Raw genomic sequence first — 11,784 nt, forward strand, 5'->3', positions numbered from 1 at the left:
TATGGCAACTACTTTTAATTTATCTATAGTACCATTTCTAAATACTTTATTTTTTACAATGGTTTTTATTATATGTTTATGAATTTCTTTTAATCCATCTAAATCAAAATCACTTAAGGAGCGCCTAACGGCATCAATGCGTGGCATTTTAGTTTTTTTAGGTATTACTTTTTTAAACTTGCCTTTTTTAAGCCAATGTTCTAATCTATTGAAACTTCTTATCTGAAGCATAAATCCAAATAACACCACGAAGGTAATTGTTGAAATTTTTACATCAGATTTTATTCTTTTATCTTTTAAGTTATTGATTTTTTCACCTATATCGTATACCTTATTAATATAAGTAAGTAATTGTTTTAAATAACTTTTACTCATTTTATCAGCATCCTTTTTAAGTTGGTTTCTAGTAAAAACTATTATAAAAAGGATGCTTTTATTATGCAAATTTTTTCTCTAAAATTTCCAGCAAAAATCAGAATTTATGGTTTTTAACCTAACCCTCAATCATTCATTATAAATCAGCGGGCTCACGCCCCAAAAATTTTTAAGTGCTAAACTTCTGATAAAATCAATATGGTATAAAATTTGGTTAATATTTATTAAGGTTATTACTCTTTAACTTAATTCTTACTCCTTATTTTATTTGCTTAAGCTTTTCTGAACACAACTCCCCCCTAATACATTGTTCATTGCTAATTGCTAATTTGTCCCCTAATCCTCTCCGTATTTGTCCTCCAATTCCCCTAGTGTGAAATTCCACCACAACAAAAGGCCCTAAGAAAAGCAACATCATTACTTTCTTACGGCCTAATTCCCTGCATTATTATCTATAATATTTATTCCTTAAAGCTAACCTGTACTATTATCTACAATATTTATCCCTTAAAGCTAACATGTATTTTGCTGACTTTCTTACTTCTTCATCTTGATATTTCATCATGGCTTCCAAATGCTCTTCTGGTGGATAATAGTATTGACTTGGCTTTATATCTACTGGTGCTGGTGGATTTTCCACTTTAAATACACCTTTCCCCAGTTCAAAAACTCCACCGGCTCCTTTTTCCTTTTTGAAGGTAGCAGTGTATGGATGACACATTTCTATATTTATTCTTTGTAGTGTAGTGTCTTCTACTAATATTTTAAAGCATTCATCTGTGTCTATGTTTCCATCACCTATAGCAATGCCGCAAACTCTAAAATCTTCCTCATCCTCTTTTACAATTACATGATCCTTAAAGTGAGTAGTAAAAGTATATGGTGCCAGCTTTTTAACTGTATCTATTGGTTCTTCCCACACCATCATTCCGTTTCCTATATCACAGGTAATTCCAACCCATGGGCTGTTTATTTTCTTTATTAATTCTATCATTTCCTCTGCTGTTTCGTATTCGTGATTTTCTATAGCAAGTTTAATTCTGTATTTTTTAAGTAGTGGAAGTATTTCTTCTATGTCCTTAGGAGCTCTTGCCATTTCTTCTTCTAAAATTCCACCGCAGCTTACATAGGTTCTTATTATATCTGCTCCTAGTATATGGGCTGCCTCTATAATTTTCTTAAACTTTTTAGGCTCTGTTCCTCTAGCATCTATTTCAACGTATAATCCGTATTTTTCTACTTCTTCTCTAACTTTTATTAGGTGTTCAGGATCATCCGAACCTAATGTTCCCCATTCAGGATCTAAATTTTTATCCTTTATTATGTTTATTTGCACTCCATCTAATCCTAGCTCTGCAGTTCTTCTTATAAAATCAAATATGTCCATACCACCGTTTTGAAAATGTAAATGGTAACTTTCTGTTTCTAAACCAATTTTCATGTTTTTTCCTCCTGACAATACAAATAATAAATAACAAATATTAAATATAAAAAAACAATTTAAAGCTTGAAATTTATGCTCAAAAGTTAAAGTATTATAAAACAGAGCCACCAAGCTCTATTTTGTAATAACCTAGTGGCACTTAAATATGTGAATTAATTGTTTTATGCTGCTACATTTTTCTTCTTTATCATTTTAAGTAATATGCTAGTTATTACAAATCCTAAAAGTGAGAAGCCTATCATAGTCATGAATACATGTCTGTACCCTTGTATTCCAGGTGCTCTGTCTAGCATGCTTCCGTAGATGGTGTATGCGAACATAGATGGTGAATATCCAAGTACACAAGCTATAGACATAGCTGCTCCACTTATTTCTCTTGGAACTTTTATTTCTTCTACTGGAGCAAAGAATACAGCTCTCATGGAGAATATTATAGCTCCAAATCCAAGTGTTAATGCCATTCCTACATATATATTCATGTTTTGGTGAGGAAGCATTATAAATCCGCCCATTGCTATTGCTGACACTAATAGTGCACCTCTTAAATATTTAGTTGCAGATTTAACCTTCTTGTCCACTAGGAATCCGCCTACAGGACCTCCAACCATTTTTAATCCATATTGATTTATGATGCCGTAAGCTCCTACTAAAGTTACAGGCATTGCATATATATCTTTTAAGAATGGTATAAAATAAGTTAAACCACAGTATACTGAATAAATTGAGAATATTGATAATGATACAACCCATATTTCTGGTGTTTTTATTGCTTTTGCAACACCTTGCAATGCAACTTTATTCTTACTTATTTTATTTCCATCTTCGTCTACATCTTTTATCACGTCATCTTCAAGCATAAAGTATGAAACAACTCCAATTACTATTGGCACTGCTGAATAGAATATTATTGAGCCTCTAAGTGCTGCTGCACCTTTTCCTAATAATGCGAATACTCCAAGAGCTGAGAATGCTACTATAGTATCAACCACACCTCTACCAGCCTCTAAGAATCCAAACATTCTTCCTTGTTCATCTTCACTTCCTAGTAATCTTACAGCCTTCAATAGAACTGGCCAGTAAATTACCTCTGCAAATAATGAGAATAGTCCCCAAATAATTAATATTCCAAAATAACCTGGGAATGTGGATAAATATAAACCTACAAGTCCAACTCCTATTAAGGAAAGAGGTATTAGCTTTTTCTTAGAAAATCTATCTGCTATATAGATTGAAGCAAAGTTACCAAAAGTTTGAACCATTCCATAAACAGACATAGCCATACCTATTTGAGTATGTGTTAAATGTAAATACTGCTGCATTGGAACATAAAATGCATCTTTTAAAGATGATAATTTAAATATTGTTCCTCCACCTAAAATTAATACAATAAGTTTAATCCATTTCATTTTATTATCATTTTTGCTCAATGAAAACCCTCCCTTAAATAATTTGTAAAGGTATAAATGATTTTTAGTTTTTTAAATTTCACTGTTTTAGGAACAACTTAAGTATATAATAAATTTTGTGGAATTGCAAGTATTTATTTTGTTTTAAGTGGAGTTGTTGTGTTATTTTGTGTATTTATATTTTATTCCATATAATGGTTTTTTGGATTAAAAAATTCCTCAGTAAGCTTAAACACCTTAGGACTTAGGCATAAAATAGCTATTAAATTAGGTATAATCAGCAATCCTAAAATACAATCCTGTATGTACCAAACCAATGGAAGTCTACTTATACACCCCAAGAATGTAAAGCATACAAATATGTATTTAAAAGATGCCGCTTTCTTAGCTCCAACTAAATAAGTTAAACCTATAGTTCCAAAATACCACTCTGCCGGTATTGTGGAATATGCAAACAATATCATGCTTATACCCACTATATATTGAAATGTTGGATGAACTTGCCCAAAAGCTATACTAGTTAATACAGACGCAGGCTTTCCTGTACTAATAACTCCAGTGCTTAAAATAGCCACGGCTGTAATAGTACAAATAAATATAGTATCTATAGCCACCTCTGTAACACCGTAAAGCGCTTGCCTTACTGGATGATCTGTTATAGCTGAGGCATGTAGTACTGGTGCAGTACCTTCTCCTGCTTCATTAGAATAAAGGCCCCTTGCTACTCCAAATCTCATAGCTTCTCTAATAGAATATCCCACAGCACCAGCTACTCCAGCTTTTAAGTTAAAAGCACTTTGAAATATACTTGCAAATACTGAAGGTAAATTTCTAAAATTAACAACTATAACTATTATTCCACATAATATATACAAACTAGACATAAATGGTACTAGCTTTTCTGCAAAAGCACCAAGTCTTTTTACCCATCCGATTATGACAATCCCTACAGCTATAACAAGAATTATAGATGTTATTAAGGGAGAGATTCCTGTAAGATTTTGAACTATTCCTGCCACTGCATTGGATTGTATTAAATTACCTCCACAGTTTTGTAGAATAAGCAAAATCCATATATAGATGCCAGCCATGGAAGTTTTAGTCCTTTAGAAATATAGTACATAGGCCCGCCTACGTAAGTTCCATCATCTGCTTTTACCCTGTATGCCATACCAATAACAATTTCTCCAAACTTTGTTGCCATACCTAAAAGCGCAGCCATCCACATCCAAAATATAGCTCCTGGTCCACCGCCTACCAATGCCGTAGCAACTCCAACTATATTACCATTTCCCACGCAGCTGGCTAAGGCTGTACACAAAGCTTGAAATGGTGTAAGGGTTCCTTCTCCTTTATGCTTATTTTTCTTAAAAAAAGGTTTGATAAGGGTTTCATTAAATATATATGGCATCTTTCTAAACTGAATAAATTTAGTCATTACCGTATAATATAGTCCAACCCCCATTAAAGTTGCAATAAGCCAATTACCCCATATTAAATCAGCAAAATTTTTAAAAAATTCCTCTAATAACTTCATATAATTCCACCTTTCCATTATAATAATAGTAAGTTTTTGTAATAAACATTACTATAACCGTGTATTATTTTTGTTTTAATTGTTTTTATATCTGTTTCATTTGATTTATTACCTAGATTTTATCATAACACCACAAAAAATCATATATATTTTACCACTTATATATAAAATAAAAACCATATTAAATAGTTTATCCTTGTTGGATATTTCTATTAACATGGTTTGTTACTATATTGCTTTTTGTTACTCTATTGCTTTTTATTACTATATGGTTTTTTACTATATTGTTTTTTTACTCTATTGTTTTTTACTATACTATTTTTACTTATTTACAACTTCTATCCCTGTATTTAAATATTTTTGGAGTACACTTTCTTTTAAATTGCCATCGGTAATTATCACATTTACTTCTTCTAAATCACATATTTTTAATAAGGAAATAGAATCAAATTTACTGCTATCTGCCAATACAATTACATTTTGGGATACTTCAATAAATTTCTTTTGAATTTGAAGGTGATCAAATATATAATCCGTAATTCCGCCTTTTAATGAAACACCACTGGCACTTATAAATGCCGTATCTATATTAAACTGTCCTATATAATTTTCTGCTATCTCTCCTACTAGCGAAAACTCATCACCTTTTAGTATTCCACCTGTAAGTATAACCGTATAGTTATCCATATACATAAGTTCATTGGCTATAGCTAGGGAATTAGTTAATATGGTCAATTTTTGAAATTTATTTTTTAAGACCTTTGCTATTTCTAAATTTGTAGTGCTAGCGTCCATAGCTATAGACTGTCCCTCAACTATGAATCTAGTGGCTATTTCTGCAATTTGCCTTTTTTCTTCTAAAAACTCCTTTTCTCTTTTTTCAAATTTTAACTGGACATCCCCTTTTTTGTTTAATACCGCTCCTCCATACACCCTTTTTAATTGACCTTCTTTTTCAAGATATTCTAAATCCCTTCTTACAGTTTCAATGGAAACTTCAAAGAGTTTTGTAAGCCTTGAAACTTTAACAGTTCCCTCCCTATTTAGTATATCTAAAATTTCATCATATCTCTCCTGCGCTAACATTATTCACACTCCCCTAATACCTTTCTATATTTTACTATATAAAATTATATATCATATAAATATTACTTTCAACAAAATTACATAAAAATCCACATTATTATTGATATAATTTTCAACTCTTTTTCTTTTAAAATGTATACACACTTTAACCTAACATACAAAGTAAAGTTTAAATACATTATTGATGAATCTTATTACATATATTCCTTTTAATTAGGAAATAATATCCCTATGGAGGTGTTTTTTATGAAAAAAAATCATTCATTAGCAACATTTTTAATTACAGCCCTTATGTGCGTATCCTTAACCGCTTGTGCAACTGCTAACAAACCTGCAGAAGAGAAAAAAGGCGATGCAAACATAAATGTTCAAGAAGAAAAAACTGTCACAGAAAATAAAACATTAGATGCTAGAGCTCAAAAAATAGCAGATGCGGTAAATAAAATAGAAGGGGTAAATAGTTCCTATGTGGTTATTTCTGATAAGAATGCCCTAGTGGGACTGGATATCAATAAGGACTACGAAGGTAAAATAGCAGATGATCTTAGAAAAAAAGTAGAAGACACTGTTAAAAATACAGATAAGGAAATACAAACTGTTGCTTTAACTGTAGACGCAGACCTAACTGAAAGAATAAAAAATCTAGGCTCAGACATAAGAGGTGGAAAACCGCTTTCAGGATTAGGAACAGAAATACAAGAAATTCTCAACAGAATAATTCCAAGATAAAATATAAGAAGTAATAAGTAAGAATTAAGAGTGAAGAGCGAAGGATAAAACTCAAGGAGCTTTTTATAATTAATTTTTAAAAAAGCTTTATTTTATAAATACGAAGGTTAAGTTAATTATTAACTTTTAGCTATTCTTTTTTAGTTAGTTCTTCACTCTTAGTTCTTAACTTTTAGCTCTTAGTTATTAGTTATTTCTTAATTATTAATTATTAATTATTAATTATTAATTATTAATTCTTCACTCTTAGCTCTTAGTTATTTCTCCGCTCCTCACTCTTAACTTTCGAATACACACACCCACAATAATCCTGCCTATAAAGCCCATATTCATTAGAAAGTTCAATGGATCTTTTATATCCATTTTTCTTTTTAAAATCTGAATATAAATACTTTATGCCGTATTTTTCTTCTAACTCTCTACCTATACTATTTAATTTTTCAGCATTCTTGTAAGGACTTATAGAAAGAGTAGTAGTAAAATAGTCAAATCCTCTTTCCTTAGCTAACTTAGCTGTTTCCTCTAATCTCATTCTGTAGCACTTAAAGCATCTTTCTCCCCCTTCTTCTAAATCTTCCATTCCCTTAGCCATATTGAAAAATCTATCTATTTCATAGTTTCCCTCTAAAAATTCAACTTTATTTTCAACCTTAAATTTATCTATAAAATCCTTCTGTTCCTGAACCCTTATTCTATATTCCTTCTCTGGATGAATATTAGGATTATAATAAAATATAGTTATCTTAAAATACTTTGAAAGATATTCTAAAACGTAGCTACTGCAAGGTGCACAACAACTATGTATCAATAACTTTGGCAGCTTATTTTCCCTAGTGATATTTTTAATTTCTTCTTCTAATATTTTTTGATAATTCACCTTAATCTTTTGTGGATTATTCTTTTCCATACTCATTTATTTTAACTTCCTTTCAACTATAAACTATATACAAAACATTCAACTTATACATTTATAAAACAAATTATAAATTAAAACCATCTTTATATTTTTTGTTCATTTAATGTAGCGTGTAAAATTCACGTGTAAAAGTTTAGTAAAATAGTAACCTACTCTCTTTATTATAATGTTATTTAATATAATCTTTACCTATTATACTCCCTATTAATTCTATCACATTTATAATAATAAAAGGATAGTTAACTGTTTTATAGAATATTATTTATATAACTTAGCTTTCGCAATTTTAGAATAAAAATTTAAAATTTATATGCGGAGGTTGAGTTAATATATAATTCACTTTACAAATTATAAAAGGGGGATATTCTATGGATATTAAAAAAATTGGAGTACTCGGCACTGGAACCATGGGACATGGTGTAGCTCAGCTTTGTGCACAAGCAGGCTTTGAAGTTAACATGTATGGAAGATCTGATGAAAGCTTAGATAGGGGCTTTACCAATATAAAAAGGGATCTTTCTATAATGGTTTCAAATAATAAAATAACAGAAGAAGAAAGCAAAATTATCTTTTCTAAAATAAAGGGAGTTAAAACATTAAAAGAAGTTTGCGATGGGGTTCAATTAATAGTAGAGTGTTTAGCAGAAAAAATAGAATTAAAAAGAGATATTTTTAATCAATTAGATTCCTTATGTTCTAAAGAAGTAATATTAACTTCTAGTACTTCCGGCTTAAATCCTAGTGATATAGCAGAAGAAACCAAAAACCCTGAGAGAGTTGTGGTAGCACACTTTTGGAATCCACCTCAACTTATACCTTTAGTTGAAGTAGTACCTGGATGTAAAACTTCTGCTGAAGTAGTTAATAAAACTGTTCAATGGGTAAAAAACATAGGCAAGCAGCCAGTTAAAATGAATAAAGAGTGTCCAGGCTTTATAGGCAATAGACTTCAATTAGCTCTTTTAAGAGAAGCCTTATACATTGTAGAGCAGGGCTATGCAGACCCTGAGGAAGTAGATAAAGCTGTGGAATATAGTTTTGGAAGACGTCTTCCTCTAACAGGCCCACTAAAAAGTGCTGATTTAGGCGGATTAGATATTTTCTATAACATAGCTTCTTACTTATTCAAGGACTTATGTAACCAAACAGAACCTTCTAAACTCTTAAACGACAGAGTATCTGAAGGGAAATTAGGAACAAAAAAAGGTGCCGGTATATACAACTGGACAGATGAAGAAATAAATAGTATTCAGAAAAAACGTCAAGAATTACTGATGTACTTTTTAGATTTGGATAAAAAATAAAACTTAAATTTATTTTAAATTAAAAAATAATATAGATTTTAAAATTTATGTGCTAAAGTTGGCTAATAATATAGTACGGTATATAGTTCATATTGTTTATAAAAAAAGGGGTTGTCGCACCAAAAATAACTTATACAATATATTGTGTTGATTTTAAACTCACAAATCAATATACTGTATATAATTTTATTAATGCCACAAGCCCTTTTTTAACGAAAAAAATTAAGCTTATAAAAAGCTTAATCAAATAAAATAATTTAAATAAAGGGGGAATTTTTATAAATGCTTAGTCAAGCATTATAAAAATTCATCAACTGCAAAATAAATGTTTATATTAAATTAATCACAGATGAAATCAAAAGCCCTCAAGGATAATTAGCCCCCTCTAATTCCATCTGAATAATTAATAAAAACCAAAGTTTAATATTTTATATTTTTTTATAAAGTCACCAAAAATATAGGTGTTTTATATTTTTAAATAATATTGTTCATTTAATACCCCAAATTAAATGCCCAATATAATTAAATAGCTTTATATTAAATATATATTATCACTATTTTCAAACAAATGCAATGTGTTTTTATTTAAAATTCAAATTCTGTTCACAATTATTTTTTAAAGATATTCATTGAACTTTATTATATTTTGTATTATGATTATAATATAATTACTATTAATTAATAGTAATTATAACTTTTAGGAGGTGGCAAAATGGCAGCTATAAAAATGAGCGAAACTGCTTATAAAGAATTTAAAAAATTTCTAGATGATAATAAAGTAACCAATACTAATATAAGAATATTTTTAGTTGGTGTTGGCTGTAGTGGTCCTCAATTTAACCTTGCTTTAAGCGAGAAAAATATAGGCGATGTATCTGAGCAAATTGGTGATTTAACTTTCCTAGTAGCAGGAAACCTTTTTGAAGAATTTAAAGGTTTTGAAATAAAGTGCCCTGAAGAAAATGGGTTTGATAGTTTTACTATAGAACCTTTTGAAATAGGCGAATTCAATGGTTGTGCTTCTTGCGGTGGAAACTGCGGACACTAAACATAAAAATGGCTGTCTGAAAAGTCTATAAATGCAATTTTTAGATAATTTACTGCATTTTTTTACTTTTTTAGACAGCTTTTCAAATACTATATTAATATAAATAGCTAAGCCTTTCATTTTTCAAATCTGTCAATTCCCAGTTTCCCTGTGTATCCTTGTGAAGTATCAACTTATATATGGTATCTTTAGATTCATCTTTAAGTTTCATATATACCTTGCAGTAATTACCCTTGTCTATATTAGCTGCAAACCCTGGTTTAGATATATCCCAAAATTGAATTTGAACTAAACTCAATTCCTTATCTTTAAATATACCCATGAATAACTTTCCTTCTTTTCCTTTAACCATATAATCCATACATAAATCTTTTACCTTTTTATATTCATCAGTATTATTAAAAGTGCTTATGCCCGTAACATACCACTTATTTTCCTTAGCATTATAAGTAAGTGATAGTCCTAAGTCTATATTTATAATACTTCCACCAGAGTTTCTCATAACCCCTAGCACCGTTACATAGGCATTGGCATTATCAACTACACTATAACTGGTGGCTTGAAGCTTTAAATCATAATCTCTTGATGGAACCGTAGCAATAATGTCATTTTTATCCTTATATATATTTTCCATATCAAATAAAGCATATTGATTTAATGCCTCATTATTGGCAAAATATTTTTGGGTTTTTTCCATGTCATGAATGCCTGTACACATATATTCAGCTATAACCTCTGAAGCACCTCTTATAGCTTTAAATACCTCTTCCTTTTGTTTATCTACAACTCCAGTAGAAAACTGTACTGAATTTTTTTCAAAATCTATTTGTTCCTTATTTTCGCCAGCAATTCTAGCCTGTTTACCATCAGGAGATATAGAAAATTTTCCACCAGAAACCACATATTTCTCTCTCTCACTGCCATTTTTATCAACAAGAATTAAAGTAAATTTATTTTCTCCTGTACCTTTATTCCTAATAGTATATGCAAAATCGCCATTATAAATAAACTTAGCATCATATATGCATCCTTTGTTTATAACCATGGGCTTGTATGAATCATTTACATTGCTTATATAATATAATCTAAAATCATTTTCTCCAATTAACAAAGCAGATGTTTTATAGGCATCTCTAAATTTGCCATTGTATATTTTTTTTATATTATTCCCCTTGGCGTCTACTATAAATGTGGAGACTTTATTTAATGTGGATTTAGTTATTTCATTGGTAGTAACATAGTAATAGTTTTTATCTAGCATTCCTTTATAATACTTACTTTCATTACTACTATAAGATTCCACCTTTTCCTTAGAATCCATATAATACACAGTATTGTTAACCAAATTAGTATGCTCTGTATAAAGTCTTTTACCATCTGGAGACCAGCCAAAATAAGTTACAGGGTCCACTTTAACCTCATCTTGAAACATAAAACTTTTCTTTTCTATATTATATATATATAATTTTTCTCCTGATAAAAAAGCTATTACATTTCCTTGTTTATTCCATTTTGATAAGGTCACCAGGTCTATATCACTTTTAAGAACAGTACTATTTTTATCCTCCACACTATATAACATTAAATAGTATTTAGAAGACTTTTCACCATATATTATATTTTTATTCCCCGCTGATTCTTTAGATTGGGAAAGATAAAAAATATATTTGTTATCTGAAGAAATATCAATGACCATATTTTCAAAGCCCTTATTAAATTCAACTTTTTTAAAGGGACTTATGCCATTAGTAATTACTTGTCCATCAATTTTTCTCATTTCATTTTGATTTTTATCTTGATAGACTTCATATAGTTTATTATCCCTTGTTTCCATAGTTGAACAGCCATAAAAAATTCCTATAAGCACTAGCCCCATTATAGGCAGAATTACATTCTTATTAGGTTTATTGTTAAAAATCTTCTTTTTCACAATATCCCT

General features: G+C 29.8%; 9 protein-coding genes and 1 pseudogene. 3 read left to right on the forward strand and 7 right to left on the reverse strand.

Annotated features, from left to right (window positions below; all coding sequences use genetic code 11):
- The 5 genes and pseudogenes from FGK85_RS05635 to FGK85_RS05655 all read right to left on the reverse strand — a co-directional run.
- On the reverse strand, window positions 1-375 hold a 375-nt coding region (locus FGK85_RS05635), incomplete at its 3' end, for a hypothetical protein (protein ID WP_341472459.1).
- A 487-nt stretch (window positions 376-862) separates the two neighbouring features.
- Window positions 863-1,816 (reverse strand): sugar phosphate isomerase/epimerase family protein, encoded by a 954-nt coding sequence (locus tag FGK85_RS05640; protein WP_138204573.1) that lies wholly within the window; start codon window positions 1,814-1,816, stop codon window positions 863-865.
- 164 nt (window positions 1,817-1,980) lie between these two features.
- A complete protein-coding gene (locus FGK85_RS05645) occupies window positions 1,981-3,246 on the reverse strand; it encodes an MFS transporter (protein WP_341472469.1) in 1,266 nt (421 codons plus the stop codon).
- A 161-nt stretch (window positions 3,247-3,407) separates the two neighbouring features.
- Window positions 3,408-4,780, reverse strand: a pseudogene (locus FGK85_RS05650) (alanine/glycine:cation symporter family protein).
- A 303-nt stretch (window positions 4,781-5,083) separates the two neighbouring features.
- Window positions 5,084-5,848, reverse strand: coding sequence for a DeoR/GlpR family DNA-binding transcription regulator (locus FGK85_RS05655; protein ID WP_138204575.1), 765 nt, complete (start codon window positions 5,846-5,848; stop codon window positions 5,084-5,086).
- Between the two features lie 246 nt (window positions 5,849-6,094).
- Between FGK85_RS05655 and FGK85_RS05660 the strand changes: the two genes are divergently transcribed.
- The gene (locus FGK85_RS05660; RefSeq protein WP_171011337.1) at window positions 6,095-6,577 is read left to right on the forward strand and encodes a YhcN/YlaJ family sporulation lipoprotein; all 483 of its coding nucleotides are present in this window, start codon (window positions 6,095-6,097) and stop codon (window positions 6,575-6,577) included.
- 253 nt (window positions 6,578-6,830) lie between these two features.
- Here the strand turns inward: FGK85_RS05660 and FGK85_RS05665 are convergent, their stop codons facing one another.
- The gene (locus FGK85_RS05665) at window positions 6,831-7,490 is read right to left on the reverse strand and encodes an epoxyqueuosine reductase QueH (protein WP_243122818.1); all 660 of its coding nucleotides are present in this window, start codon (window positions 7,488-7,490) and stop codon (window positions 6,831-6,833) included.
- A 371-nt stretch (window positions 7,491-7,861) separates the two neighbouring features.
- Between FGK85_RS05665 and FGK85_RS05670 the strand changes: the two genes are divergently transcribed.
- Both FGK85_RS05670 and FGK85_RS05675 read left to right on the forward strand, forming a co-directional pair.
- On the forward strand, window positions 7,862-8,797 hold the full coding sequence (locus FGK85_RS05670; RefSeq protein WP_138204579.1) for a 3-hydroxyacyl-CoA dehydrogenase family protein: 936 nt from the start codon (window positions 7,862-7,864) through the stop codon (window positions 8,795-8,797).
- 712 nt (window positions 8,798-9,509) lie between these two features.
- The gene (locus FGK85_RS05675; RefSeq protein WP_138204581.1) at window positions 9,510-9,845 is read left to right on the forward strand and encodes a HesB-like protein; all 336 of its coding nucleotides are present in this window, start codon (window positions 9,510-9,512) and stop codon (window positions 9,843-9,845) included.
- A 94-nt stretch (window positions 9,846-9,939) separates the two neighbouring features.
- On the opposite strand, the gene FGK85_RS05680 is transcribed toward FGK85_RS05675, so the two are convergent.
- Window positions 9,940-11,775, reverse strand: coding sequence for a WD40 repeat domain-containing protein (locus tag FGK85_RS05680; protein ID WP_138204583.1), 1,836 nt, complete (start codon window positions 11,773-11,775; stop codon window positions 9,940-9,942).
- Window positions 11,776-11,784 lie beyond the last annotated feature (9 nt).

Source organism: Haloimpatiens lingqiaonensis, from assembly GCF_901447495.1.
Taxonomy (GTDB): domain Bacteria; phylum Bacillota; class Clostridia; order Clostridiales; family Clostridiaceae; genus Haloimpatiens; species Haloimpatiens lingqiaonensis.

Excerpts from the sequence above, each read along its gene's own strand:
- FGK85_RS05640 (WP_138204573.1), bottom strand. The coding sequence starts at position 1,816 with ATGAAAATTGGTTTAGAAACAGAAAGTTACCATTTACATTTTCAAAAC.
- FGK85_RS05655 (WP_138204575.1), bottom strand. The coding sequence starts at position 5,848 with ATGTTAGCGCAGGAGAGATATGATGAAATTTTAGATATACTAAATAGG.
- FGK85_RS05660 (WP_171011337.1), top strand. The coding sequence starts at position 6,095 with ATGAAAAAAAATCATTCATTAGCAACATTTTTAATTACAGCCCTTATG.
- FGK85_RS05665 (WP_243122818.1), bottom strand. The coding sequence starts at position 7,490 with ATGAGTATGGAAAAGAATAATCCACAAAAGATTAAGGTGAATTATCAA.
- FGK85_RS05670 (WP_138204579.1), top strand. The coding sequence starts at position 7,862 with ATGGATATTAAAAAAATTGGAGTACTCGGCACTGGAACCATGGGACAT.
- FGK85_RS05675 (WP_138204581.1), top strand. The coding sequence starts at position 9,510 with ATGGCAGCTATAAAAATGAGCGAAACTGCTTATAAAGAATTTAAAAAA.